At 61.1% G+C, this 25,391-nt stretch carries 30 protein-coding genes; 17 read left to right on the top strand and 13 right to left on the bottom strand.

Translation table 11 applies throughout. The features are described 5' to 3' along the window. The coding region (locus tag ABDX79_RS12125; protein ID WP_346220545.1) for an aminotransferase class I/II-fold pyridoxal phosphate-dependent enzyme at window positions 1-304 on the top strand (304 nt) is incomplete at its 5' end. Here ABDX79_RS12125 and ABDX79_RS12120 read toward each other — a convergent pair. Further along, a complete protein-coding gene (locus tag ABDX79_RS12120) occupies window positions 301-1,356 on the bottom strand; it encodes an AbrB family transcriptional regulator (RefSeq protein WP_346220544.1) in 1,056 nt (351 codons plus the stop codon). The two genes, ABDX79_RS12125 and ABDX79_RS12120, sit on opposite strands and share 4 nt — an antisense overlap. After that, complete coding sequence (locus tag ABDX79_RS12115; RefSeq protein WP_346220543.1) at window positions 1,353-2,522, bottom strand: pyridoxal phosphate-dependent aminotransferase; 1,170 nt, start codon at window positions 2,520-2,522, stop codon at window positions 1,353-1,355. The genes ABDX79_RS12120 and ABDX79_RS12115 overlap by 4 nt, the downstream gene beginning before the upstream one ends. A gap of 314 nt (window positions 2,523-2,836) precedes the next feature. Between ABDX79_RS12115 and ABDX79_RS12110 the strand changes: the two genes are divergently transcribed. After that, window positions 2,837-3,325 (top strand): CAP domain-containing protein, encoded by a 489-nt coding sequence (locus ABDX79_RS12110; RefSeq protein ID WP_346220542.1) that lies wholly within the window; start codon window positions 2,837-2,839, stop codon window positions 3,323-3,325. 65 nt (window positions 3,326-3,390) lie between these two features. On the opposite strand, the gene wrbA is transcribed toward ABDX79_RS12110, so the two are convergent. After that, window positions 3,391-3,990 carry an NAD(P)H:quinone oxidoreductase gene (wrbA, locus tag ABDX79_RS12105; RefSeq protein WP_346220541.1) on the bottom strand — a complete coding sequence of 200 codons (600 nt, stop codon included), beginning with the start codon at window positions 3,988-3,990 and terminating at the stop codon, window positions 3,391-3,393. A gap of 175 nt (window positions 3,991-4,165) precedes the next feature. On the opposite strand from wrbA, the gene ABDX79_RS12100 reads away from it, so the two are divergent. Both ABDX79_RS12100 and ABDX79_RS12095 read left to right on the top strand, forming a co-directional pair. Further along, window positions 4,166-4,903 carry a competence/damage-inducible protein A gene (locus ABDX79_RS12100; RefSeq protein WP_346220540.1) on the top strand — a complete coding sequence of 246 codons (738 nt, stop codon included), beginning with the start codon at window positions 4,166-4,168 and terminating at the stop codon, window positions 4,901-4,903. A gap of 237 nt (window positions 4,904-5,140) precedes the next feature. Further along, the gene (locus tag ABDX79_RS12095; RefSeq protein ID WP_346220539.1) at window positions 5,141-6,142 is read left to right on the top strand and encodes a GGDEF domain-containing protein; all 1,002 of its coding nucleotides are present in this window, start codon (window positions 5,141-5,143) and stop codon (window positions 6,140-6,142) included. A gap of 200 nt (window positions 6,143-6,342) precedes the next feature. Here the strand turns inward: ABDX79_RS12095 and ABDX79_RS12090 are convergent, their stop codons facing one another. Beyond that, window positions 6,343-6,681 (bottom strand): zinc-binding dehydrogenase, encoded by a 339-nt coding sequence (locus tag ABDX79_RS12090; RefSeq protein WP_346220538.1) that lies wholly within the window; start codon window positions 6,679-6,681, stop codon window positions 6,343-6,345. On the opposite strand from ABDX79_RS12090, the gene ABDX79_RS12085 reads away from it, so the two are divergent. Beyond that, a complete protein-coding gene (locus tag ABDX79_RS12085; RefSeq protein WP_346220537.1) occupies window positions 6,680-6,919 on the top strand; it encodes a hypothetical protein in 240 nt (79 codons plus the stop codon). The genes ABDX79_RS12090 and ABDX79_RS12085 overlap by 2 nt on opposite strands. Window positions 6,920-7,135: 216 nt before the next feature. Here the strand turns inward: ABDX79_RS12085 and ABDX79_RS12080 are convergent, their stop codons facing one another. Then, window positions 7,136-7,849 carry an aspartate/glutamate racemase family protein gene (locus ABDX79_RS12080; protein WP_346220557.1) on the bottom strand — a complete coding sequence of 238 codons (714 nt, stop codon included), beginning with the start codon at window positions 7,847-7,849 and terminating at the stop codon, window positions 7,136-7,138. A 160-nt stretch (window positions 7,850-8,009) separates the two neighbouring features. On the opposite strand from ABDX79_RS12080, the gene ABDX79_RS12075 reads away from it, so the two are divergent. Both ABDX79_RS12075 and gpt read left to right on the top strand, forming a co-directional pair. Further along, window positions 8,010-8,474 carry an Lrp/AsnC family transcriptional regulator gene (locus tag ABDX79_RS12075; protein ID WP_346220536.1) on the top strand — a complete coding sequence of 155 codons (465 nt, stop codon included), beginning with the start codon at window positions 8,010-8,012 and terminating at the stop codon, window positions 8,472-8,474. 207 nt (window positions 8,475-8,681) lie between these two features. Continuing rightward, entirely contained in the window at window positions 8,682-9,179 is a 498-nt protein-coding gene (gpt, locus tag ABDX79_RS12070) for a xanthine phosphoribosyltransferase (protein ID WP_346220535.1), read from the top strand. Here gpt and ABDX79_RS12065 read toward each other — a convergent pair. Further along, the gene (locus ABDX79_RS12065) at window positions 9,176-10,336 is read right to left on the bottom strand and encodes a GAF domain-containing protein (RefSeq protein ID WP_346220534.1); all 1,161 of its coding nucleotides are present in this window, start codon (window positions 10,334-10,336) and stop codon (window positions 9,176-9,178) included. The genes gpt and ABDX79_RS12065 overlap by 4 nt on opposite strands. Window positions 10,337-10,900: 564 nt before the next feature. Here ABDX79_RS12065 and ABDX79_RS12060 point away from each other — a divergent pair. The 8 genes from ABDX79_RS12060 (at window position 10,901) to ABDX79_RS12025 (ending at window position 20,672) form a co-directional block, all read left to right on the top strand. Continuing rightward, entirely contained in the window at window positions 10,901-14,839 is a 3,939-nt protein-coding gene (locus ABDX79_RS12060) for a vitamin B12-dependent ribonucleotide reductase (RefSeq protein ID WP_346220556.1), read from the top strand. Between the two features lie 758 nt (window positions 14,840-15,597). Continuing rightward, window positions 15,598-15,975 carry a hypothetical protein gene (locus tag ABDX79_RS12055; RefSeq protein WP_346220533.1) on the top strand — a complete coding sequence of 126 codons (378 nt, stop codon included), beginning with the start codon at window positions 15,598-15,600 and terminating at the stop codon, window positions 15,973-15,975. Window positions 15,976-16,138: 163 nt separating this feature from the next. Further along, entirely contained in the window at window positions 16,139-16,381 is a 243-nt protein-coding gene (locus tag ABDX79_RS12050; protein ID WP_346220532.1) for a hypothetical protein, read from the top strand. Further along, window positions 16,378-17,835: a TolC family protein gene (locus ABDX79_RS12045; RefSeq protein WP_346220531.1), complete on the top strand. Its 1,458-nt coding sequence runs from the start codon at window positions 16,378-16,380 to the stop codon at window positions 17,833-17,835. Before ABDX79_RS12050 ends, ABDX79_RS12045 begins: the two co-directional genes overlap by 4 nt. Before the next feature lie 16 nt (window positions 17,836-17,851). Next, a complete protein-coding gene (locus ABDX79_RS12040; protein ID WP_346220530.1) occupies window positions 17,852-19,246 on the top strand; it encodes a multicopper oxidase family protein in 1,395 nt (464 codons plus the stop codon). A 49-nt stretch (window positions 19,247-19,295) separates the two neighbouring features. Next, a complete protein-coding gene (locus ABDX79_RS12035) occupies window positions 19,296-19,775 on the top strand; it encodes a cupredoxin domain-containing protein (RefSeq protein WP_463671161.1) in 480 nt (159 codons plus the stop codon). Window positions 19,776-19,799: 24 nt separating this feature from the next. Next, complete coding sequence (locus ABDX79_RS12030) at window positions 19,800-20,084, top strand: copper-binding protein (protein ID WP_346220528.1); 285 nt, start codon at window positions 19,800-19,802, stop codon at window positions 20,082-20,084. Window positions 20,085-20,207: 123 nt separating this feature from the next. After that, entirely contained in the window at window positions 20,208-20,672 is a 465-nt protein-coding gene (locus ABDX79_RS12025) for a DUF411 domain-containing protein (RefSeq protein WP_346220527.1), read from the top strand. Window positions 20,673-20,685: 13 nt separating this feature from the next. Here ABDX79_RS12025 and ABDX79_RS12020 read toward each other — a convergent pair whose 3' ends face one another. Genes ABDX79_RS12020 through ABDX79_RS12010 form a run of 3 tightly spaced genes read right to left on the bottom strand, consistent with a single transcriptional unit; the run spans window position 20,686 to window position 22,102 of the window. Beyond that, window positions 20,686-20,811, bottom strand: a complete 126-nt coding sequence (locus ABDX79_RS12020) for a hypothetical protein (RefSeq protein WP_346220526.1) — start codon at window positions 20,809-20,811, stop codon at window positions 20,686-20,688. After that, window positions 20,808-21,197 (bottom strand): rhodanese-like domain-containing protein, encoded by a 390-nt coding sequence (locus ABDX79_RS12015; RefSeq protein WP_346220525.1) that lies wholly within the window; start codon window positions 21,195-21,197, stop codon window positions 20,808-20,810. Before ABDX79_RS12015 ends, ABDX79_RS12020 begins: the two co-directional genes overlap by 4 nt. An 11-nt stretch (window positions 21,198-21,208) precedes the next feature. Next, complete coding sequence (locus ABDX79_RS12010) at window positions 21,209-22,102, bottom strand: MBL fold metallo-hydrolase (protein ID WP_346220524.1); 894 nt, start codon at window positions 22,100-22,102, stop codon at window positions 21,209-21,211. A gap of 107 nt (window positions 22,103-22,209) precedes the next feature. Between ABDX79_RS12010 and ABDX79_RS12005 the strand changes: the two genes are divergently transcribed. After that, a complete protein-coding gene (locus ABDX79_RS12005; RefSeq protein WP_463671159.1) occupies window positions 22,210-22,497 on the top strand; it encodes an ArsR/SmtB family transcription factor in 288 nt (95 codons plus the stop codon). Further along, on the top strand, window positions 22,494-22,709 hold the full coding sequence (locus tag ABDX79_RS12000; protein ID WP_346220522.1) for a hypothetical protein: 216 nt from the start codon (window positions 22,494-22,496) through the stop codon (window positions 22,707-22,709). Before ABDX79_RS12005 ends, ABDX79_RS12000 begins: the two co-directional genes overlap by 4 nt. Here the strand turns inward: ABDX79_RS12000 and ABDX79_RS19720 are convergent. The 4 genes from ABDX79_RS19720 to ABDX79_RS11980 form a co-directional block, all read right to left on the bottom strand. Beyond that, on the bottom strand, window positions 22,630-22,992 hold the full coding sequence (locus tag ABDX79_RS19720; RefSeq protein ID WP_463671158.1) for a contractile injection system protein, VgrG/Pvc8 family: 363 nt from the start codon (window positions 22,990-22,992) through the stop codon (window positions 22,630-22,632). The two genes, ABDX79_RS12000 and ABDX79_RS19720, sit on opposite strands and share 80 nt — an antisense overlap. Before the next feature lie 60 nt (window positions 22,993-23,052). Beyond that, entirely contained in the window at window positions 23,053-23,352 is a 300-nt protein-coding gene (locus ABDX79_RS11990; protein WP_346220520.1) for a PAAR domain-containing protein, read from the bottom strand. 149 nt (window positions 23,353-23,501) lie between these two features. Then, window positions 23,502-24,092 (bottom strand): hypothetical protein, encoded by a 591-nt coding sequence (locus ABDX79_RS11985; protein ID WP_346220519.1) that lies wholly within the window; start codon window positions 24,090-24,092, stop codon window positions 23,502-23,504. 76 nt (window positions 24,093-24,168) lie between these two features. Continuing rightward, the gene (locus ABDX79_RS11980) at window positions 24,169-25,389 is read right to left on the bottom strand and encodes a hypothetical protein (RefSeq protein WP_346220518.1); all 1,221 of its coding nucleotides are present in this window, start codon (window positions 25,387-25,389) and stop codon (window positions 24,169-24,171) included. Window positions 25,390-25,391: the final 2 nt, after the last annotated feature.

Below are 25,391 nucleotides of genomic sequence, written 5' to 3'. Positions count from 1 at the left end.
GGACACGCATATCGTGCCGATCCTCGTCGGCGATCCGGACCTGTGCAAGCGGGCCTCGGACCATCTCCTTGCAAAGCACGGCATCTACATCCAGCCGATCAACTATCCGACCGTGCCGCGCGGTACCGAGCGCCTGCGGGTTACCCCGACGCCGCTGCACGACGATGCGCGGATCGACCATCTCAAGGATGCCCTCATCGAAACCTGGAACGCGATCGGAATTCCGTTTGCATCGGACCTTGGCGATGCTGTCGAGATCCTGCCGGGAGTGACCTCACTCGTCGTTTCGAAGGCCGGCGGCTAAGCCCGTTTTCTCGCGCGGCGGTTCAAACCTCGGGCGAGAAACGGGACGGTAAAGGCAATGAACAGGAAGCGGACCACATGGTGGGCCGCGACGTAAGCCGGGTCGACATCGAACTGGAAGGCCAGCACCGTCAGCGCTTCGAGCGCACCTGGGGCATAGGCGAGCGCCACTTTGCCCGCTTCGAGCGGGAGCATCAGAACCGCAGCGAGACCTGCCAGCGCTGACACGCCGAGACCGATCGCGAAACACACCACCGAAACCGGTAGAAGCTTCATCAAGGCCCCGCGCTCGATACCATAGAGCCGCGAGCCGATCACGATACCGAGGAGCACCAACGCCGGAATCGCGATCGCGCTCGGCACGGAAACGGACGAAATCTCCGTGACGTGCAGCACCGCACTTCCAAACAGAGCACCCAGCATCATGCCGCCGGGCATTCGAACCAGATGCCCCAAACCCGCTGCCCCTGTGCACACCGCGAGGAGCACGACGTAATCGAAAAGCGGCTCCGCTTCACCACGCGCGACTGCAATCGGACCCTCTCCGCCTTCGATCCAGGCGAGAAACGGGGTCAGCGCGCCGATCAGGAGCAGCAGCCGCGCGGTCTGGACGATGATCATGCGCTGCATGTCGGTATCGGTATCTTCAGCCGCTGCAACGACGAAGGCGAGTGCGCCGGGCAGGCTCGCAAAAAGCGCTGTTTCGCGGTTCCAGCCGAGCATACGGTGAAGATAGGCGTAGGTCGCGGCTGTGATCGCCACGACGCCGACGAGCTGGATGGCGAAGGAAGCCGGCCAGATCGTCAGCTGGCCGACCACATCCGGCGTGACGCCCGACCCTGCCTGAACACCGAGCACGAAGAAAGCGATCTGCCGGAGGCTCGTCGGCAGCGTCGTGTCGAGCCCGAAGATGCTTGCCAGCGCGACCGCCGCCATCGGTCCGAGCAGCCAGGCAACCGGCAGACCGAGCACTGCGGCAAGCAGTCCGCCGCCTGCAGCGATCGCCAGCGTCGCCGCGACCGATCGTATCCTGCGCAAATCGGGAACCGTCAAATCGTGCGGCCGATCCAACCCGCAATCCGGTCCGCCGCGATTTCCACCTCGTCGAGACGGCGATGGAAGCAGGCACGAAGGAACTGCGGGCCCACAGGTCCGAAGGCCGTTCCCGGCGCAAGGCCGACGCCGGCCTCGTCGACAATTCGGAACGCGGCAGCACGCGTGTCTGCGACGCCATCGATGGAGAAATAGGCGTAGAACGCACCGGCCGGCGGCGTGAGCGCGACCCGGTTCGTCGCAAGCAGCCGGTCCGAGAAAATATTGCGCGCCTGATGAGCCCGCGCGATCTGCTCCTCGACAAAGGCCTCGCCCCGTTCAAGCGCGACCAGCGCACCGCGTTGCATGAAGACCGCAACGCCAGACGTCGAATACTGGATGAGATTGGCAATGACCTCGTCGAGTTCCGCCGGCGCCTCGATCCAGCCCACGCGCCAGCCGGTCATTGCCCAGTTCTTGGAGAAGGAATTGACGAAGAGGATCGTATCGTCCTCGCACATCACGTCGTGGAAGGACGGAGCCCGCGTTCCCGCATAGAAGAAGCGGCTGTAGATCTCATCGGCGATGATCGCCGTGTTCGTCTCCCGCGCGATATCGAGGATCGCTCGGTGTTCATCCTCAGTGGCGGTCCAGCCGGTGGGATTGGCCGGCGTGTTGACGAAGATCGCCCGCGTCTTTTCCGTCACCGCCTCGCGAACCCTGTCAAGATCGAGATGCCAGGCGCCGTCCCGCGGCTCGAGCGCCACCTCGACCGCTTTTGCTCCGATCAGCTCGGCGGCCGCAGCGAAATTGGGCCAGGCCGGGCCGAAATAGACGACCTCATCGCCCGCGCCGGCAAGCGCCGCGATCGAAATCTGAATCGCCTGCATTCCAGAGCCCGTGACAAAGAAGCGTTCCGGCGACTGCGGCCGACCGTAGAGCCGCTCGGTATAGTCCGCGAGGGCCTGTCGCAGTTCCGGAAGGCCACGCTGATAGGTGTAGAAGGTCTCGCCCTTCGCCAGGCTTTCTGCTGCTGCGCGCGTGACGAAGTCCGGCGTCGCGAGATCGCCCTCACCCGCCCACATGGGCAAGACACCCTCGCGCCCGAAGGCATGCTGCATGACGGCGACGATGCCGCTCGCGGGCGCATTGAGAGCTTCGGAGCGAAGGCGCGAAAGATGGGACATGCTGAAGACCATTGAGATGGGAGAGCGCGGGCAGCCCGCAGAATACGTTTATGCGCGGAGCTAGCCCGGAATGCGAAAAGGTCCAAGCCCGGTCTCGATCACAGCATCGTAAAGCCTCGTAGCGGAGGAGAACGACGAAGCTTCATCACGCAGACCGTGTCCGGCTAAAGGAAAGACTTTCGCCAATTTACGCAAGCTCATCATATCCACAGAGAGCGAAGGCCGTCATGCCTTCGCCGACACGAGGAAAGCGGCGGTTTCGCCGTAAATTCAGAGAGTTGCGGTCGTCATCGGTCGCGAGTTGGAGCCTGTTCATGCCCCCCATCACGCTTCTTGCGCGCTCTGCCGCCCTAGCGGCTGCGCTCGCATTGACTGGCAGCCCGGCGGCAGCACAGTCCACGTCGAACGACGTGATTTCCCAGATCAACGCCTACCGTACGAAGGGCGTGACCTGCGCGCGCACGGGAAAATACTATCCGCCGGTGCGGCCCCTCACCGTCAGCCCGCGGCTCAACCAGATCGCACAGGGCTGGAGCCGGAACATGGCGAGGTCAGGCGGTCTTTCGCACGGCGATCCGCGAGCACGTATACGGGCTGCATGCCCAAACCCTGGTCTTGTCGGAGAAAATATAGCCTATAATCCATCCGCTTCCGGCGCTGTGCGACGCTGGATGACGGGCAACAAGGGCCATTGCGAGACCATCATGACGCCGGGCTTCGCAGCGGCCGGTGTCGGATATGCAAGAGGTGGCCTTTTCGGCATGGGCGGCTACTGGACAATCGACTTCGCTGGCCGCTGCTGACATTGCTCTGACCACGCGCGGATCGAGTGAACCCCCGATCCGCGCACAGATCTATCCGCGGCCAATCAAGCGGAAAGCTTCGCCGCGAGCTGCGCGATGCGCTTGCCCTGGAACTTCGCACCGCCGAGGTCGATCTCGCTCGGCTGACGCGAGCCGTCGCCGGCCGCGATCGTCGAGGCACCATAGGGCGTGCCGCCGATCACTTCGCCGAGCTCGGTCAACTTGTCGTAGGCGTAGGGAAGTCCCGCGATCAACATGCCATGATGCTGAAGCGTCTTCTGGATCGAGATCAGCGTCGTTTCCTGACCGCCATGCTGGGAGGCCGTCGAGGTGAAAGCACCACCGACCTTGTCGATCAGCTTGCCGTTGGCCCACAGACCGCCCGTCCTGTCCCAGAAGGACTGCATCTGCGAGCACATATTGCCGAAGCGGGTCGGTGCGCCGACGATGATCGCGTCGTAATTCGCAAGGTCGTCCGGCTCGGCGACGGGATAAGGTGCATCGGTCTTGAAGCCAGCGGCCTCGACCACGTCCTGAGGCGCGGTCTCCGGTACGCGTTTGATGTCGACTTCTGCACCGGTTTCGCGTGCACCCTCGGCAACAGCGCCAGCCATCTGTTCGACGTGACCGTAGCTTGAATAATAAAGAACCAGAACTTTCGTCATGCGATCTATCCTTGTGTTTGGTTGCGGTTGCCGCGCCATCTAGGCCCCCTCCGGCGCTTTGACGAGTGCAGAACCGCAGGACGCTACGTCGTCGAACAGTTGACGACGCTTCGCACTTGAAGCCCGCGCAGGACGCCCGAAATCCAGCGAACCGACTGACCGGAGAGCTGCCCGCATGACCACTTCCACCTCACCGACCGCCGCGATGCTCGCCATCGGCGACGAGATTCTCTCGGGACGAACCAAGGACAAGAACATCGGCCATTTCGCCGATGTCATGACCCTCGCCGGTATCGATCTGAAGGAGGTCCGGGTCGTGCCCGACGAGGAGGACCGGATCGTCGAGGCCGTCAACGCGCTGCGCGAGTGCTACGATCTGGTCATCACCTCGGGTGGAATCGGTCCGACCCATGACGACATCACCGCCGATTCGGTCGGCAAGGCTTTCTCGCTCCCGGTCGACGAGCACCCCGAAGCCGTCGCCCGCCTCGAAACCTACTATGCCGGCCGAAATCTTCCCTTCACCGAGGCCCGTCGTCGGATGACGCGCACGCCCAAGGGCGCCAGCCTCATCGACAATCCGGTCTCGGTCGCGCCGGGTTTTTCGATCGAGAACGTTCACGTTCTCGCCGGCGTCCCGCACGTGTTCCAGGCCATGCTCGACAACCTTGTCTCGACCCTTCCCCATGGCGTTCCCATCATGAGCCGGTCGGTGCCCTGCCCCTTCGGCGAAGGCGATATCGGCGGGCCGCTCGCCAAACTCGCCAAGGAGCGGGTCGGCGTCACCATCGGCTCCTATCCGCGCTTCGCCGAGGGTCGCTACACGACGGAGATCGTCATTCGCTCACGGGACGACGCGATGCTGGATGAGGCGGAAGACGCGATTAAACGGTTGATCGAAGAATTGTCCTGATTGCAGGGACTTGTCGGCGTCAGCGGTAATGAAACTGGCGACGGTGGCACTCTGAGTTAGAATCTTCGATGCCACCAAAATCACTTTTGGACCCGAGCGCCGCGCGGCGGTCTTCCCGCGTGCTTCAAGGCGTCATCTTTAGCGCCAAGCCATTACAATTGTAGAGAATACGCAGCCGTTCCTTCATGATTTTCCGCTAAAACCCGATGAAGAGAAGTATCACTCGGGGACAGGCATATGGAAAGGCTCGCGGATCGAGAGCTATTCGGACAGGGCAGCGATGCCGCCGTTTGGGATTTGCTGCAATCGTCGATCGCTTTGATCGGAGTTTACGATCAGAATGAGGTCCTTCGCTTTTCAAACGAGGCGTTTCGCCAAGCATACTTCATCGAAGCGAATGAGCGGATCGATTGGCAGACGCTGATGCGCCGCAATTTCGCAGCGCGCCGTGGCACAATCATCCAGACCACCGATATCGACGCATGGATTTCGTCCGTCAGATCTCGCAGGGGCAAATCTCGTCAGCGAACCTATGAAAGCGATCTCCATTGCGGTCGTTTCATCTGGGTGACCGAAACGCGGCGAGAGGACGGATGGATCGTCTATGTCGGTACCGATGTCACATCTCTAAACGTTTCCGAACGGAAATTGCGCCTCGCGAACGAACAGCTTCTCCGGCAATCCTCGACTGACGAGCTGACCGGCGTCTCCAACCGACGGCACATCCTTGGCAAGCTTCAAGAAGTCCTGGATGCAGGGCAGGATGCGTGGGTCTGCCTTCTGGATGTCGATCATTTCAAGAAGATTAACGATACATTCGGCCATCAGGTTGGCGACGACATCCTGATCAACATCGCCCATAAAGCACGCAGCACGATCAAACTCATGGACTGTTTCGGCCGCGTGGGTGGCGAAGAGTTTATGATCGTGTTCATCGACCAGCCGCTTGAGGTCGTCAAGTTAACCCTGTGGCAGTTGCGGGAAGCAATCGGCTGGATCGACGTTGCGGGCGGCCAACAAGATTTCAAGGTCACCATATCCGGCGGCCTGACCTCAGTCTCATCGAAAGACAAGCAGGAAGACATCTATCGAAGGGCCGATATGGGGCTCTATGCGGCAAAACAGAATGGACGCGACCGGATCTGTCTTCATAAACCGGACGGAACTATTGAGAACCTCGGAATTTCTCAAGGCTGCGACGACTTCGTCGGATATCGGGAGCTCAAAGCTGCAAGCTGATCCTCGCGGCACAGTCGAGGGGTCAGAGGTCGGACCCGGCAAAGGGTCCCTGGTGCTTACTGCCCACTTGATTCGCGCCAAACTTCACGCCCGCCCTGCGGGTCGCGACATGTTGTTCGACGCACGGCATAGGCGAATAGATACTCAAACTTATGAAATTATATCTGACGGGCGACGTCTCCGGCCAGTGACCGGAGGCATCACCGGCAGGTGGACAGATCAGATCGAAAGACAGATCTTCCGAAGTGCCGTCCAGCCTCTTCGTGCCGGAATGCATCCGCCAAGCGCGCCATCGCGAAGGTGCTGTCGATGATTGGTCGGATGCCTGTCGTCTCGAGGCCCCGGACCATATCCATGTGGTGGCGCCAGCTGCCGACGATGAGCCCTTTCAGCGCTTGCTGCCGCGCCATCATGGCGGCCGTCGGAATATCGCCGGCCCGGCGGGTCAGAACTCCGATCAGCGACATGTGGCCGCCGATCCGGCAAGCCTTGATCGATTGCGGCAGGGTGGTTGGCGTCCCGCACGTGTTCCAGGCCATGCTCGACAACCTTGTCTTGACTTCCCCATGGCGTTCCCGTCATGAGCCGGTCGGTGCCCTCTGCCCCTTCGGCGAAGGCGATATCGGCGGGCCGCTCGCCAAACTCGCCAAGGAGCGGGTCGGCGTCACCATCGGCTCCTATCCGCGCTTCGCCGAGGGTCGCTACACGACGGAGATCGTCATTCGCTCACGGGACGAAGCGATGCTGGATGAGGCGGAAGACGCAGTGAGGCTTTGATCGCTAAGCTGGCAACTGCGACGGGGTCCTAGAGACGCGCTCGTATCCATTGCAAAGGAAAAGATAGGTTACACCCTGCTTTTCCCAAAGCCGGACCCGCGCAATGCGGCGCGTTCGTTTTCAAAGCGCAGACCGGCCCGGCGCCAAGAGGAGACGAACGTCTTTCGCGCCGAGCGGGTCCGTTCATTCCCGGATTAGCCATGGGTTCGTGACGCCTCAGGCAGCGCGATCGAGTGCCGTTTTCTGAAGCGCAAACCGCACCGCCGCTGCAGCATGGATCGCGGTGGAGTCGTAGCCGGGGAGATCGAACATGTCAGGGCTCACCAAAAGGGAAATCTCCGTGCAGCCAAGGATCACGGAATCGATCCCATGTGATTGCGAGCGGCGAACGATGTCGAGGAATCGCTGGCGTGAATCAGGCCGGATCTCTCCCCGACAAAGTTCCGAAAAGATGACGTCGTGAACAACGATGCGATCGGCTTCGTCGGGTACGACGACTTCGACGCCCTGGCGACGCATGCGTTCGGCATAGAAGCCGTGTTCCATCGTGTATCGCGTTGCGAGCAGCAGTGGCCTGCGACACTTGTCCGTCTTCAGGGCTGCTACGGTCTCATCGATGATATCGATGAGGGGGACGCCCGAGAGGCGTGCCACGTCGTCCGCAACGAGATGCATGGTGTTGGTGCAGATCAGAATGGCCTCGGCACCCGCGGCCGCGAGCCTTCCCCCGGCTTGTCCGAGCAGCTCGCCGGCATCCCCCCAGCGATCAGCTTTCTGCAAGGCGACGACCTCAGAGAAATCGAACGAATGCATGAGGAGGTTCGCAGAGGCGAGACCACCAAGCCGATGCCGCACACCCTCGTTGATCATCCGGTAATAGGTCGCGGTCGATTCCCAGCTCATACCGCCGAGCAGTCCGATTGGTCTCATCATCCCCAAGTCTCCTGTGCCGATAATGCGGGCATGATGTCACGGATAATGTGGCGGAGGGATGCGTTTTTGCGCGCGAAACCGTCGAGACTTGCAAATGGAACGCGCATCAATTGAATATGGCGCAAGCTGGTTGCAGGCATATGAAAGTTGGTACGCAATGAACGATGAACGGGACCGACAGATCCTTTCTCTGCTTCAAGAGAACGGAGAAATGCCCCTCAACGAAATCGCGGATCGGGTTTCCCTGTCGCCTTCGGCCTGCTCACGGCGCATGGCTCGCCTGCGAAGCGAAGGCTACATCACCGGCACAATGGCCATCCTCGACCGTCGCAAGATCAACCTGCCGACGACCGTATTCGTCCTCGTGCGGACGGGCCGGCACGCCGAGGACTGGATCGAGCGATTTCACGCAGCGGTCGCGGGCATTCCGGAAATCATGGAGGTCCATCGGCTGACCGGCAATTTCGACTATATCCTGAAGATCGTCCTGCCCGATGTCGAACATTACGATGTCGTCTACAAACAGATCCTTCGCCGTATCGAGCTCTACGATATGTCTGCCTATATCTCGATGGAAACCGTCAAGCAGTCGAACGCGCTCCCCACGACTCATATCAGATAGTTGCGCGTCCGCTTTCGAGCTTCTCGGCTTCAGGATAAAAGCGGACCATGATGGGCGTTGCGAGGGTCAGGTCCGCGTCTGGGCAAGAGATATCGGCTCACGGCGACTGTCCACCGCTTGAAACGCCGATGTCCACCGACCCGACTTGCCCCGCATCGGCGGACTGGACTATTGCCACTGACACCAATTTGAGCCGGAACCATCGCCATGTCAGTCACCGAAAAATCCTTCCCCGTCTCCTGGGACCAGTTTCACCGGGATGCTCGGGCCCTTGCCTGGCGACTTGCAGGAATCAATGGCGAGTGGAAGGCGATCGTCTGCATCACGCGCGGCGGGCTCGTGCCGGCTGCGATCATCGCCCGCGAACTTGGGGTTCGGTTGATCGAGACGGTTTGCGTCGCCTCCTATCATGAGTACTCCGAACAGGGGCAACTCAAGATTCTGAAGGAAGTTTCGTCCGAACTGACGCAGGATGGCGGCAAGAACGTTCTCATCGTCGACGACCTGACCGACACCGGAAAGACCGCCCGGATCGTGCGCGAGATGCTGCCTGAGGCTCACTTCGCTGCCGTCTACGCCAAGCCGATGGGTCGGCCGCTGGTCGACACGTTCATCACCGAGGTCAGCCAGGACACCTGGATTTTCTTCCCCTGGGATCTCGGCCTCACCTTCCAGGCTCCGATCGGCAAGGAGACGCGGGGCTAGACCGCCGTTCGATCAGACGTCGGCGAACGACCATCTGCGGGCGGCACGATCAGGCGAAGCGCCATCTCGATGGTGAGGCTGTCATCGGCAAGAGTCCGCGTCATCGTCCCGCGCAGCTGATTTGTGACGAGGATCTGAAGCAGTTCCGAGCCGAACCCCGGTTTGCTATCATCGCCCGTCTTAGGGCTGCCAGTGGCTGATGGATCAAGGCCAATCTCTTTCCAGATGAGACGGACAGTCTGCACGTCGTGATCCGTCTCAGTAGACCACTCGACAAACATTCGACCTTTGGACTCGGTACGCAGTGCGCCGTACTTCACAGCGTTCGTCGTCAGTTCGTGGAGGATCATCCCGACGAAGACCGCTTCGTTGGCGGCCACGTCAATCCGAGGGCCCGAGATCGTGAATTGATCTTCCGACGCCAGCGGCGACAGCTCCCGCCGCAGCATCTGCGAAAAATCGACGCTTCCGCCCGACTGCTGCGCTATCAGTTCCTGCGTCGAAGCAACGGTGGAGATCTTGTCGATGATGTCGAGCTTGAGAGGTATTAGCGACCGATCGCGCATCGACAGCGAGATCACCGCCTGAACGATGGAAAAGGCGTTACGGGTGCGATGCTGTAATTCGCGGGCAACGAGAAGGAGTTCCTCCTCCGCCGTCTCGCGAGCGGCGACCTCGTAACGAAGCGCGATCTGTTGAGACACGAGTTCCGCCAGATCTTCGGCGGTGGCAATCTCGTTCTCGCTCCAGTTCCGCCGTTGGTGGTCGACCACGCACAGTGAGCCGATCACCTCGCCGGACGGAAGGCGGATCGGTGTTCCAAGACATGCGACAACGCCGATGTCCTGGATAGCAGGACTATCCTTAAGCCAGCTGATCTCCCGCACGTCCGGCGCAATCAGCGGCTTTCCACTGGCAACCACATGGCGGCACAGGGAGTGGCTGATTGGAGACTCGCGTCTCTCCGCGAGATGCGTGGGTAGCCCCAGCGCGCTTTTATAGATCTGCCGGTCCGGTTCGACGATGGAGATGTAGGCGACAGGCACACTCAGGAAACGCGCCGCAAGACGCGTGATCCGATCGAATTCGGCTTCCGGTTGCTTCCCAAGAACGCGCCAGTCGATCAGATTGCCACTCCTATCAGACCCTCTTGTCATTTTACCCATCAACGCGCCCGGCACTTTCGAGCCGCAGCGCCAGTTAAGACGCGGGGTCACCTTTTTGAAAGCCTGAAACCATAAGGGAACACAGCGGTTCGTTGGACCTCTTCGTTCGCTGCATCGCCACTCTCACAGTCTTTCCGGCATCTTATGTTAAATGCACGAACGCCGGACCGGTTACCGCCGCTTTGCGACAAAATACGATTGTCCACAGGCTTTTCTTCAAATGCGGATTACGGTGGACACCCGTCCTTCACGAATTGCTCGAATCGCTTGGCTTCCGTAGCTTCGGCAACCGTACCGCGACGTCGAAGCGAGATTATCTCGCTGGGAACAAGCGGTGAATAAGCGATTGTTCGGGTCGTCGGCACCGAAGTTCAGACTCGCTTAAGCCTCTTCGATCTACTATATATAGCGTGAACGAACTCGCGATCAGGCAAATGTTGTGGCGGCACGTCGGATGATCAGATTCCGGCCTGCATCGCCACGGGTGTTTTGCGCCCGCCTGCCGCGAGCTCCGATCACACGAGGAACACTCAAGGGGAACGGGCCGTCATGGGCATGAAGATCGAACGCCGCTACACCAAGGCAGGTGACAGCGCTTACGAGAGCATCGAATTCCGCAAGGCGACGAGCGAGATCAAGAACCCCGACGGTTCGGTCGTCTTCCGTCTCGCCGATATCGACGTGCCGGCCCAGTTCAGCCAGGTCGCTTCGGATATCCTTGCCCAGAAATATTTCCGCAAGGCCGGCGTTCCGGCAAGGCTGAAGCGCGTCGAGGAAAACGACGTTCCCTCCTTCCTCTGGCGCTCGGTTGCCGACGAAGAGGCTCTTGCCGAGCTTCCCGAAGACGAGCGGACCGGCTCGGAAATGGACGCACGGCAGGTTTTCGATCGCCTTGCCGGCACCTGGACCTATTGGGGCTGGAAGGGCGGCTACTTCGAAAGCGAAGAAGACGCATCCGCCTTCAAGGACGAGCTCGCCTATATGCTGGCGACGCAAAAGGTCGCGCCGAACTCACCGCAGTGGTTCAACACCGGCCTTCATTGGGCCTACGGCATCGACGGTCCCGGCCAGGGCCATCATTATGTCGATTACCAGACCGGAGAGCTGCGCGCCTCGGAATCGGCCTACGAGCATCCCCAGCCCCATGCCTGCTTCATTCAGTCGGTCGGCGACGATCTCGTCAACGAAGGCGGCATCATGGACCTCTGGGTCCGTGAAGCGCGTCTCTTCAAATACGGCTCGGGCACCGGCTCGAACTTCTCGTTCCTGCGCGGCGAAGGCGAGAAGCTTTCAGGCGGCGGCAAGTCCTCCGGCCTCATGAGCTTCCTGAAGATCGGCGACCGGGCGGCCGGCGCCATCAAGTCGGGCGGCACCACGCGCCGCGCGGCCAAGATGGTCGTCGTCGACATCGATCACCCGGACATTGAAAACTACATCAACTGGAAGGTTCGCGAGGAAGAGAAGGTCGCCGCACTCGTCACCGGCTCCAAGACCGTCGCAAAGCACCTGAAGATCATCCTGTCGGCCTGCGTGAACTGCGAGGGCCCGGAGGGCGACTGCTTCGACCCGAACAAGAACCCGGCCTTGAAGCGCGCCGTGAAGGACGCCAAGAAGGCACAGGTGCCGGAGAACTACGTCAAGCGCGTCATCCAGTTCGCGCGTCAGGGCTTCACCGATATCGAATTCCCCGTCTACGACACCGACTGGGATTCTGAGGCCTATCTCACCGTCTCCGGCCAGAATTCCAACAATTCCGTCTCCCTGACGGATGACTTCCTGCGCGCCGTCGAGAACGACGAGGAATGGAACCTCATCCGCCGCACCGACGGCAAGGTCCACAAGACCGTCAAGGCTCGCGAATTGTGGGACCAGATCGGCTACGCCGCCTGGGCATCCGCCGATCCTGGCCTGCACTTCAACACCACGATGAACGACTGGCACACCTGCCCGGCGGCAGGCTCCATCCGGGCGTCCAATCCGTGCTCGGAATACATGTTCCTCGATGATACGGCCTGTAACCTCGCCTCGCTGAACCTCATGCAGTTCGTCGAGAAGAACGGCGAGTCCAAGCGCTTCGATACGGCCTCCTTCGAGCACGCCACGCGCTTGTGGACACTCGTTCTCGAGATCTCCGTCCTGATGGCGCAGTTCCCGTCCCGCGAGATCGCCCGCCTCTCCTACGATTACCGCACGCTCGGTCTCGGCTACGCCAATATCGGCGGCCTGCTGATGTCCGGCGGCATTCCGTATGATTCCCGCCATGGCCGTGCGATCTGCGGCGCGATCTCCGCGCTCATGACCGGCATTGCCTACAAGACGTCCGCCGAGATGGCTGGCCACCTCGGAACCTTCCCCGATTACGAGCGCAATGCCGAGGCCATGCAGCGCGTCATCCGCAACCATGCCCGCGCGGCTCACGGCATCGCCAACGGCTATGAGAAGCTCGCCGTCGATCCGGTTCCGCTCGATCACGCCTCGCTTGCCGACAAGCGTCTGTCGACTAGAGCCAAGGCCGCGTGGACCGAGGCCGTCGAACTCGGCGAGAAGAACGGCTACCGCAACGCCCAGGTCTCCGTCGTTGCCCCCACGGGCACGATCGGCCTCGTGATGGATTGCGACACCACGGGTATCGAGCCCGACTTCGCGCTGGTGAAGTTCAAGAAGCTCGCCGGAGGCGGCTACTTCAAGATCATCAACCGCGCCGTTCCCGAAGCCCTGCGCACCCTCGGCTATACGGAAGCGCAGATCGCCGAGATGGAGGCCTATGCGGTCGGCCACGGCAATCTCAACCAGGCGCCTGCCATCAACCCCGGCTCGCTCAAGGCCAAGGGCTTCACGGACGAACTGGTCGGCAAGATCAACGACGCCCTCACCTCGGCCTTCGACATCAAGTTCGTCTTCAACCGCTACACGCTCGGCGACGACTTCATGCGCCAGCTCGGCGTCACCGATGAGCAGCTGAACGACTTCACCTTCGAGCTTCTGCCCCATCTCGGCTTCTCCAAGAAGGACATCGAGGCTGCCAACATCCATGTCTGCGGCGCGATGACCCTCGAAGGCGCGCCGCACATCAAATCGGAGCATCTGGCCGTCTTCGACTGTGCCACCCCGTGCGGACGCCTCGGCAAGCGCTCCTTGTCGGTGGAAAGCCATATCCGCATGATGGCTGCGGCCCAGCCCTTCATCTCGGGCGCCATTTCCAAGACCATCAACATGCCGAACGATGCGACGGTCGAGGATTGCAACGCGGCCTACATGCTTTCCTGGAAGCTCGCGCTGAAGGCGAACGCCCTCTACCGCGACGGCTCGAAGCTCTCCCAGCCGCTCAACGCCTCCCTCATCGCAGATGAGGACGACGAGGAGGATACGGTCGAGGAGATCGCAGCCGCCCTCGTCGCTGCGCCCCCGCAGGAGCAGGCGGTACAAGTTGCCGAGCGTATCGTGGAGCGCGTCATCGAAAAGGTCGTCCGCGACCGCGAGAAGCTGCCGAACCGCCGCAAGGGCTACACCCAGAAGGCGATCGTCGGCGGCCACAAGGTCTATCTGCGCACTGGCGAGTTCGACGATGGCCGCCTCGGCGAGATCTTCATCGACATGCACAAGGAAGGCGCTGCCTTCCGTGCAATGATGAACAACTTCGCCATCGCCATTTCGCTGGGTCTGCAGTTCGGCGTGCCGCTGGAGGAGTATGTGGAGGCCTTCACCTTCACCCGGTTCGAACCGGCCGGTATGGTTCAGGGTAACGAGGCGATCAAGAACGCCACCTCGATCCTCGACTATATCTTCCGCGAGCTGGCCGTCTCCTATCTCGACCGGCACGATCTTGCCCATGTCCAGCCGGATGAGTTTGGCGCCTCCTCCGTCGGGCGCGGCGTCGAGGGCGACAAGCCCGCACCGCTGCCGATCTCGTCCGGCATGGTGCGGGGCCAGACCTCGAAGTTCCGTCTGGTGTCCTCCAGCGAAGCTCAGGGATCGTTGAAAGAGGGTGGCGCGAAGGATGCTCCGGCAACGGCCACCGCGCCGACGGCCCGGGGCTCCGGTAATGTCACCCAGATCGGCACGAAGCCCGGCGGCGTCGCTGCTGCGAAGTCCACCGGCCCCGTCGCAGTCGCCTCCAGCGTTCAGGGCAATCAGGCGACGGCCTTCAAGCGGGACTACGAGCAGGCGCCTCTCACCGAGCCCGCTCCGGTCGCAGATGCCTCGCCGGCGCAAGGCCTGTTCGATCAGCCCGTCGCCTATCCGGCTTCGGACCGCGATCGCGGCAATTTGGCGAACGAGCGCCCGGCTCAGGCGCGCGACACATCGGGCGAGACTGCCGACACGGCCAGCGCTGTCGCGCCCGGCGCCAAAGCCTCGGTCGGCGAACGCCGCGCCGTCGCGATGATGAAGGGCTATACGGGCGACAGCTGCACCGAATGCGGCAACTACTCAATGGTCCGCAACGGCACGTGCCTGAAGTGCGACACGTGCGGATCTACAAGTGGCTGTAGCTGAGAAAACCCGCTTGTTACTGGGCCTGATGCGTCACCGTATCTCGCTCTGCGTCGCTAAGGTTCGCTCGTGATCGCATGAAGTTCGCTCACCCCATTCGGGGTGAGATCCCAAACCACGACCAGATAAAGAAAGCCCGGGCGGGCCGCACCTGCCTGGGCCTTCTTGATTCAAAGGCTCGCCCGAACACGGAGTCGAGCTAGAACACCGGAGGTCAGCCTCGTGACGATCCCTTGGTTTTAATTTCTAGAAGGGAGAGCTGCACTTCTGCCTGTTGGACGGCACGAAGGCCGAGCCGCGGTATGTTTCGCACGGACGACATCGGTTCGACGTCGGGCAGCCCAAGCCTGAGATGGTGAACTTCTTCACACAGACCTCCAACGAACTGATCGGGGCGCAACGGCCCGGCGTTCGGTCGCAAAAGCTACCGTAGCTGGTTCAAGCCGTTGGAAATGATGATGTTTCGTCGAACAAAAATCGGTGCTGGGACCGGCTGCGTTGGGTGGGAAGCTGTCGTTCAGATGAGTCACGTTCAACAACGGCTATGCGCCCATCGCGGTCATCCCAATCCTGCGTACCCCTTGCTCGATTGCGGACATTGCGCTTACATCATCTACGCCAGGAGGCGATCCGGACGTTGCGCGTTCGCGAAAGACGCCTTCAAACCGCCGCACTGCCTAGCAAGTCTGGGTTTGTTCGAAATGGATGTGTGACATGGATGTCGTTGCAGTCCTCTGACACGATTTGGTAATCGACCTCGCATGATAAAAATCCTGACATGGACGACCTATGTGATGCGGCTCTTCGCCGTACTCGCCGTCATGCTGGGATCCGGAATTCAGATGTCCGTCGCTTCGGCTTCCGAGGACGCGTTGACACGAACGAGCGCTTTGACAGCCTCGGACATGCCATCGGGAGACGTCCACGCGAGACATCACCATGTCGACATCGATCAGCCTGCGCATGATCATGGCAGGGGGGCCGTCAGCGATTGCGGCATCCATTGCGTCTCGTCGCTGCCGCAGATTTTCGTGCCGCGGTTTTCTCTTCCCGTGACCCTCGACGTCGTTTTCATGACGTTTTCGGACGAATTCTCGGGCCGATCCGTCGCAACGCTCGAACGCCCTCCCCGCATCTGATCGCGGCGCGTCATTCTTTGGCGCGGAATTAGGTCGATCCGCTTCCGGGTCGGCTTGAGGGGATCGCCGCACGGCTGATTGCCAGTCTGCGGTTCATCAGAGCCATTACCGTTCGCCAAGGCGCGTGATCGCGCTCGCCGAACGGCAAGCGACGAAACATTCCATGATGAAGAATTCTTTACGGATCGGCTTCCTCGCCGGTCTCGTTCTCGCTGGCTGTGCGCCGGCACCCCGCGGGCTACCCGATATCGCGGCCTATCCCTCTCCCGAAGATCCTTCGATCGCTTCTGCGTCGAGCAGCCTCGGTTCCGTCGTCGGCTCCTATAATCGCCGTGCGATCGTCGAGCCGGAGGGATGGCGCAATCGCGGCGTCCCTCTCGAAGCGGTTCCGGAGGCGAGCGAATGAAACGGCTGGTCAGACATCTTATTATCGCCTGCTTGCCGCTCGTATTCGCAGGCTGCGTTTCGGCGACCGAAGACTTCGAGACCGATCTCGGTTTCTCCCTCGTTTCCGGGCAGACTGCCCAGCGCCTGGGGAAAGAGGCGATTTGGATTCAGGATCGGAGCCAAGCCGCCGCGGCCCGCGACCGCGTCAACCAGCTTCTCGCTTCGCGATATGTCGGCATTGACGCGGCGACGCAGGTCGCGATCCTAAACAACAAGCGCCTTCAGGCCACCTATGCCGATGTCGGGCTGTCGGTCGCCGATCTCTGGCAGGAGGGGCTTCTCGCCAATCCCACGATCTCGGTCGGCTACAGCGGCATGGGCGTCGGACGGACGATCGAGTCCGTGGTCGCTGCCAATCTGACGCGGCTTCTCACCCGCGAACGACGCCTCGACGTCGCCGAGGTCCGCGTCCTTCAGGCCCAGCTTTCAGCCGTCGATGCGACGTTGGCCCTCGCCGCCGAAACGCGCCGCGCCTGGATCGAGGTGGTCGGAGCCTGGGAGGCGGTCTCCTCCCTCAATCAGGCAAAAACCGCGGCAGACGCTGCGGCCGAGCTATCCCGCGAACTGGGCAAGACCGGCGCCATGCCGAAGGCCGATCAGGCGCGCGAGCAGGCCTTCTATGCCGAACTCACCGGGCAGACCGCCGAAGCGCGGCTTGCGGCCAACCTCGCCAAGGAGCGGCTCTACCGTGTGATGGGCGTTTGGGGGAAGGATCTCGATTTCGAAGTCCCGAACGCTCTGCCGAGCCTCCCAGGGAGCTTGAAGAGCTATGGCGCGGTGGAAGCGGAAGCTTTGAAGAACAGGGTCGACTTGCAGGTCGCGCGGCTCGAACTGGAAGCGCTCGCACGCTCCTACGGCCTGACGAAAGCGACCCGCTACGTCTCGGATCTCGATCTTGCCGCAGGTGTCGAAGTGGAGAAGGAAGTCGAGGAGACCGAAGACGGCGGCGAAGAGAGTGAGAACGTCGTCTCCGCCGCGATCGAGGCCGGGATCGAGATCCCCATCTTCGATTCAGGCCAAGCGCGCCTGCGCAAAGCCGAATTCCAGTATCTCAAGGCCGCGAACCTTCTTGCGGCAAAGGCGGTCGACGTCCGGGCGGAGGCGCGGGCCGCCTACAAGGCCTATCGCGGACGCCATGAGATCGCGCGGCACTACCGCTCCAGCGTCGTACCGCTCCGGGTCACGGTCGAGAAGGAGTCCCTTCTCACCTACAACGGCATGATCACCAACACGTTCGATCTTCTCGCCGATACGCGGGCAAAGCTCGGCGCGATCCTGACCGCCGAGCAGGCGAAGCGAGACTTCTACCTTGCCGACGCCGACCTCGTCGCGGCCGTTTACGGCGGTCTCGGAAGCGCTCCAAGCGCCGAAGCCGCAACCGCCGTCGCCGATAGCGGCGGCGCGGAACACTGATTTTGGGAAAACTGCAATGGTTACACGACGCAATCTTCTGGGTGCCGGTGTCGCTCTCGCAGGCGCGGCGGCCTGGTCTCGCACGTCGGCTCAGGGTCTGCCCGAGGCGCCGGTCATGGAAAGCGCTGCGACCCAGCCGCCTTTGCCGCCGGAGACAGGGGCGCCCTACAACCCGGTGGTCACGCTCAACGGTTGGTCGTTGCCCTTCCGGATGAACGGCAACGTCAAGGAGTTCCACCTCGTCGCCGAGCCTGTGGAGCGCGAGATGGCCGAGGGCATGACCGCCTATCTCTGGGGCTATAACGGCCAGTCGCCGGGACCGACGATCGAGTGCGTCGAGGGCGACCGGGTCCGTATCTTCGTCTCCAACAAGTTGCCTGAGCACACGACGATCCACTGGCACGGCATGATCCTGCCCTGCGGCATGGACGGCGTGGGCGGGCTGACGCAGCCCACGATCCCGCCGGGAAAGACCTTCGTCTACGAGTTCGACGCCGTGAAGAGCGGCACCTTCATGTACCATCCGCATGCCGACGAGATGGTTCAGATGGCGATGGGGATGATGGGCTTCTTCGTCATCCACCCGCGCGACCCGAGCTTCATGGCCGTCGACCGGGACTTCGTGTTCCTCCTGTCGTCCTACGACATCGAGCCGGGCTCCTACATCCCGAAGGTCATGGAGATGACCGACTTCAACATGTGGACGATCAACAGCCGCATCTTTCCCGATGTCGCGCCTCTGGTCGCTTCCACGGGGGATCGTGTTCGGGTCAGGGTCGGCAACCTGACGATGACCAACCATCCGATCCACATGCACGGCTACGACTTCGAGGTGACCTGCACCGACGGCGGCTGGGTGAGACCGGAAGCGCGTTGGCCGGAGGTGACGATCGATATTCCGGTTGGCGCCATGCGGGCCTACGAGTTCGACGCCGTCCATCCCGGCGACTGGGCGCTTCACTGCCACAAGTCGCACCATACGATGAACGCCATGGGCCACGACGTGCCGACCTTCATCGGTGCCGACAAGTCGGCGGTCGCGCGCAAGATCAAACTGCTTCAGCCGGACTACATGCCGATGGGAACCGACGGCATGGCGGACATGGCCGAGATGTCGATGCCGCTCCCCGACAACACCGTGCCGATGATGACCGGCTGGGGCCAGTTCGGCTCGCTGGAGATGGGCGGCATGTTCACGGTGATGAAGGTGCGCGACGGTCTGGAAGCGGGCGACTACGAGGATCCCGGCGACTACGAGCATCCGCCCGGCACCGTCGCGTGGGAATGGACCGGCGATACCCCGGACGCGGCAAGTGCGCCGGACGGTTCGCAAGAGGGTTCGTCCCTCCCGAAGGTCAAGCCGGCAAGCGCGCCGATCGACCATTCGTCGATGGATCATTCCGGGCACTGACGCCCGGACGATGCGAGGGACTGCAATGAAGGAGAGAGAAATGCAGACCGTGAAATCACTGATTGGCGCAGCGGCGATCGCGATGTTGCCGTTCGCCGCGGAGGCTGCCGGAAACCATGCCGGCGGCCATCACGACGAGATGGCGATCGGCGCGCCCGGCAAGGCCGCGGAGGCAAGCCGCACCATCGCGGTGTCCATGCGCGAGACCGATGACGGCGCGATGATCTTCGAGCCGTCGCGCATCGAGGTCGGCGCCGGCGAGACAGTCCGGCTCGCGATTACCAATGACGGCGAGACCGAGCACGAATTCGTCATGGATGGCATGGACGAGATCCAGGAGCATAAAGCGCTCATGGAGAAGTTCCCGGAGATGGAACACGACGATCCCAACGCGGTCCGACTTCAGCCGGGCGAAAGCGGCGAGATCGTCTGGACCTTCGGGGAAGCGGGCGATTTCGAATTCGCCTGCCTGATCCCCGGCCACTACGAGAGCGGCATGCACGGCCCGCTCGTCGTCTCAAAGAACTGAAATCGATCAATTGAGGACAAGACAATGACACCGATCATCCGCATCGCGCTCACCACTGCTCTCTCGCTCGGAGCCCTTTCCACGGTTTCCGCGGCCGAGTTCACCAAAGGCGTCGTCCAGAAGGTGGACGCCAAGGGCAAGAAGCTGACCATCAAGCACGAGGAACTGACCAATCTGGACATGCCGGCGATGACGATGGTCTTCTCCGTCGCCGATCCGGCGATGCTCGAGGAGGCCAAGGAAGGCCAGACGATCGAGTTCGTCGCCGAGCGCCTACGCGGCAAGCTGACCGTCACCGAAATGAAGTGACGCCTCGGCTCCGACCCGGTGCGACAAGGCGTCGGGTCTCGCCGACTTGATCTGGCAGCATCCGTTCCCCCACATCAGGAAACGGAACCCATGCCGGAAAACCCATTTGAAGGATACCCGAACATGACAGCCAAGAAGAAGACGACCCTCGGCGCGGTTCTCGGCGCCGGCGCTCTCGCACTGTTCTCGACGACGTTCCTCGCCGAAGCCGGCGAGGCGATGAAAGTCTATTCTTCACCGACCTGCGGCTGCTGCGCGGCCTGGGTCCGGCATGTCGAGGACGCCGGCTACGACGTAACCGTCGAGCATCTCGCCTCGGCCGATCTCTACGCGAAGAAGCAAGAGGCCGGTTTCTCACCGCAGCATGCTTCCTGTCACACTGGCCTCATCGACGGCTATGCCATCGAAGGGCACGTCCCGGCGGCCGAGATCGAACGGCTCCTGACCGAGAGACCGGACGCCATCGGCCTGTCGGTCCCCGGAATGCCGGCGGATGCACCGGGCATGGGGTCAGGCGACACGCCCTACGACGTGTTTTTGGTCAAGGCCGACGGTTCGACCGAGGTGTTTGCGAGCTACCCTCGCTGATGCTCGGAAGCGATCAGCGGCGCAGGACTTTCACCAGCGCCGCGATCGCCAGCACGACGAGAACGATCCATAGGATGCCCCAGAGGCCCATGCCGAGGGGCATCCAGGCACCCATGCCGCTCATCCGTTCGTCCATCATGTCGAACCTGCCCTTCCGCCCTCGACGGGCCGTCCCGCTTCGCGCCAGCCCTTGAGCCCGCCTTCGATCGGCTGTGCGGCATAGCCCATCTCGACGAGCGTCGCGGCCGCGAGGCTCGCCCGTGCGCCGGACGCACAAAGGACGTGGACCGGTCGCCCGCTGGAATGGGCGGCATGGAGCGCCTTCTCGCCGCTTTCATTTGTGAGGTCGGCCTTTGCTTCCAGGAAGCCTCTCGGAACGTAAACGGAATCCGGCACGCGACCGTCCTCGTCGAGTTCGTGAGCCTCGCGAACGTCGAGCACGAGACCGTCTGCCTGGGCAGCTTCGAGCGACCCGCCGGTTTTCTGCCGCGCCTCGGCAACAAATTCCTTCATAGTCTTCGGCATACCTAACTCCTTCAAAAACGGTTGACGGGTATCTTCAGATAGATGTTGCCATCGGCTTCCTTCGGCGGCAGCGTTCCGGCCCTCAGATTGATCTGCATTGCATGCAGCATGCGGTCGGGAAGCGAGAGCGTATCGTCGCGCTCGTTCCGGGTGCGGACGAATTCGTCTTTCGTGATCCCGTCGCGCACATGCTTGTTGTCTCGCTTGTGCTCGGCGACCGTCGCTTCCCAGCAGATTTCATCGCGCTCGTCGGTTCCATAGTCATGGCCGACGAACAGGCGCGTCTCGGGCGGGAGCGACAAGATCGTTTGGATCGAATCCCAGAGCATTCCCGCGTCACCGCCGGGAAAGTCCGCCCGGCTTGAACCCATGTCCGGATACATCGGCGTATCATGGACGAAGGCCGCATCGCCGACGACGTAGGTGATCGACCCGAGCGTGTGTCCGGGTGAGAGGATCACGCGTGCCTGAAGATCGCCGATCTCGAAGCTTGCGCCGTCCACGAAGAGATCGTCGAAGTCGCGGGCCGGGTCGAAGGCACCGGGAAGGTGATAGAGGTCCCGCCATAGATCGGTGATCTCCAGCACCTTCCTGCCGATCGCGTTCGGGACGTTCAGCCTTTCTTTCAGATAAGCCGAGGCCATCAGGTGATCGGCATGGGGATGGGTATCGAGCACGCGCACGATCTCGACCTTCTCCCGTTCGGCGAACTCCAAAATCTCATCGGCGCTCTCGCAACTCGTCCGCGCCTCCGCCGGATCGAAGTTCTGGACGACGTCGATCAGAACCCCCTTTCTCGTTTGCGGGTCGGCCACGAGATACTGGATCGAACCGGTGTCTTCCTCGTAGAAACCCCATATGTCGGGCGAACCCGAGCCGGTCGAGGGACTGTATCGGGTCAGCATGACTGCCTCCGCGGATGCATTGTCAATCAGTCGATATGCGCGATATATGATGTATGTCTAAATTAGCAAGTCCTGATATTGAGAAGCTCGAAAGGCGTTCCGAGCAAGTGGCGGCAATCCTCGCACTAATCGCCAATCCGGCGAGGCTGCGCATTCTCTGCCATCTGGCCAGAGAAGAGATGCAGGTCGGACGTCTCGCCGAAGCGGTCGGCCTCAGCCAGTCGGCCCTGTCGCAGCATCTTGCCAAGCTGCGCGCGGGAGGTGCCGTCGAAACACGGCGCGACCGACAGGCCATCCACTACCGTCTTGCCGACGGCGAGGTTCGCGCCATCATGGACAGCCTCTATGACATCTTCTGCAAGCCAGACGAAGGCGGAGAAACGGATTCACTATGACGTTCGTCGCGCTCGCCACAGAACTGCTCTTCGTTCTCGGTCTCGGCCTCATTCATCATATCGGTGTCCTGAAGATCATCCGGATCACGCCCCACGCGGGAGGTTGCGGGCACGCGGTCGTGCTGGTCACCTTCACCGGCCTCCTGCTTCTGTATTCGCTCGAGATCGTCGCGGCCGCCCTGGCATTGGCGGCGCCTCGGCAGGCAACATGACGAACTCGCCGTCGTAACCGCGCTCTTCGTCGTCGTTCCCGCCCGTCCCATAGGCCTGCGACTTGAAGCGATGAACCGCCTTCTGGCAGATATAGCGCTCTCCGGTGATCTCCGGGATCGGATCGCCGATGAGGTCGACCAGCGTGCCCGCGCCGAGGCCGGCCACATCGCCCCTGGCACGATGGCGGGGGGCCTGACCACGCTCCTGATCGAGCCGTCGCGCGACGACGCCGGAACCCTCTCCGCGGTCGAGATAGTCTCCCGGCCAGTCGAAGCTCTCCATCCGGATGTCGTCCTTGATGGTGGGGCTTGACCGATCGACCTCCTGGGCGGCGTGGGAACTTCACCCGCCTGCGAAAACGTCGCCCGACCCGGAAGCGGCGCTGCCGCCGCAATCGATCGCATCACCAATCCGCCCTATCGGCCTGCCGTTGACGAAAACCGTCGACGAGCCTTCCGCCAAGGCACGGGGATGGGGCGGCTGCGGACAAGGCGCGCAGGCATGCGGCGCGTAGCTATCACCCACTCTCATGACCGCGAGCTTGTTCACGAACACATCTGGACTGCCTCCCGTCGCATTCGACGGCGGGAAGTGGCATGCGTGGCCAGAGCCGGTGTCAGATTTGCGGTGGACTGGGGGCATTTATCCGGTGCCTCTCATATTTAGTATGCGCGCGATCATAGCCTGAAACTCTCTTTGCGTCGGCTGTGTCCACCGCATACTATGAGTGAAGCGGGGGCGCGTCATTACACGTCGAAGCTACGACCTAGGGCTCGCTGGACACCTGTGTATCAATGTCGCTCTTCCATCGTAGCGAACTGCCGCGCGAGAATTTCGGTGTTTGCCTTTCGCCAGTCGTTCACCTCGCGGCCGAGCGCGTCAATCGAGGCTTTTTCGTTCTTTGTAAGTATACCTTGGTATCGTGGCTCAATCAGTGCAGGAAGAGCATCGAAAATAACAACCGTCTTTCCGTCAATGTTTTTTAACCCAATATTCCAATAAGACCATACCGATGGATCTGCTTTTTGCCCTAACTGAGTTCTTAGGAAACCAAGATCAAAAGGACTTGCAGTAGCTTCTGATTTTATCGGCGTCACTGAAACCTTATGGCCAGCTTCCCCATCGGTTATGATGAGTTTCGCAAGATATTCCCGAAAGCGTCCGAAGCTCTCTTCCTTGATCGGATCGTGATAAATCAGAACTCCAGCAAACGCGATTCTAAGATCTGAGTCCGCATCGACAAAAATGAAAAACTTTCCGCATTTTTCATCGCTTTCAATAGAATTAACGCCAGCGTAGCCAGGCTCAATCAGTTCTAGGTTAACGTCATCACACACCTTCGAAATACGGCCTCGTTCGGAAATTTGGATTTGATCGGTCACCCTACCCTCTTCTGCCAAACTAGCCGTGCAAAGACACCAGAACGCTATTAGAATAAATAAAGATCTATTGCTTGCTTCAATCACGGTTGAAATGCCCCGCTTCAATACTACCCCCTCCGGAAAGACCGAGACCTGCCGCAATCTTAGCTTTGCCGGATGCTTTAAAATGACCGTTCTTGCGCTCAAGACCGCCTTCAGCTTTGCCGCCAACGCCAATGTTGCCGCCAGCCGCACCACCTAACACAACTCCATAGTCGTACTCATCAGTTGCAACAACTTCGCATAATTCTTTTGACCAATCCCAACTTCCCAGCCACGTATGATCGCAGGCGGAGTCCACCAACCTCGTCGGAATAACTGTTACTTTACCATTGGTCTCGATTTCCACGAGCGTTACTTCGGCCCCAAGCTCGCCTTTCAATGTCGCTTCGCCTTCCGCGAAATTAACCGTCGCTTCTCCGCCCGCCTTGGCTTCGGCCTTGACGACAGCGACATCAAGGCCTGCCTCTGCGGGAACAATACCGTCACCTTTTAATTTGTTTTTCCATGTCAAGAAGCTTGCATTGGCTGATGCACCCCCCTTCGCACCGTACATTGTCCTGCCATCCTCAGTGAAGCGACCCGCCCCACCAGATATATCAACATCCGCGCCGAAAGCACGGATGTGGTTTTGATAGGCACCTTCTTCATCTTTTTTTTCGGAAAGCTGCCAGCGCTTTTTGAGTGCCGAATAGCTCACCGCAGCTTCGCGCGATCTCTTCCGGGACGTCTCCGTCTGACCAGTAGCCAGATCTGCCTTGTTTGTAGCGGTTTGCTTGTCGCCGGCCTTGAATGAAAAAGCCTCATCCTTTTTGTCACTGCTATCCCCCTCGTCCGGGGGCAGAAGAAGAGCATTTGCCTCAAGGCCGCTCGCGTAATCGATGAGCGCGCGTATCTCTTTGCCCTCATCGCCGGTTGAGACAGGAGGAGAGTCACCCCAGAGTGGTCGCCATTGCTGGCTGGCCTCCTGAGCCCCCGCCGGTTTTTCCCACAGATTTTGCCGCGTGCTTGGAACACCCAGTAGTGCGACGTCGGAGCGATGTAGCGTTTTCAAATACGCCTCTTCGCGCATCGTTCGCATCTCTTCCGGCGGCAATGCTCCTCTGTCGCTCGGTTTCCGTTCTGGCAGGTTTGGAACGCCTATAGATCGAAGAAGGCCGCCGCCTGATGACTTCATCCCCGCGACCGGAGTTTTCGAAATCGGCAGAGAGAGAATGTCGTTCTGGTGACCGGACGATGACGAGTTGACGGAGGACATCA

The organism is Fulvimarina fulva (assembly GCF_039652615.1).
In the GTDB taxonomy this organism is placed as follows: domain Bacteria; phylum Pseudomonadota; class Alphaproteobacteria; order Rhizobiales; family Rhizobiaceae; genus Fulvimarina.
This window is presented reverse-complemented; position numbering and strand designations above follow the sequence as displayed.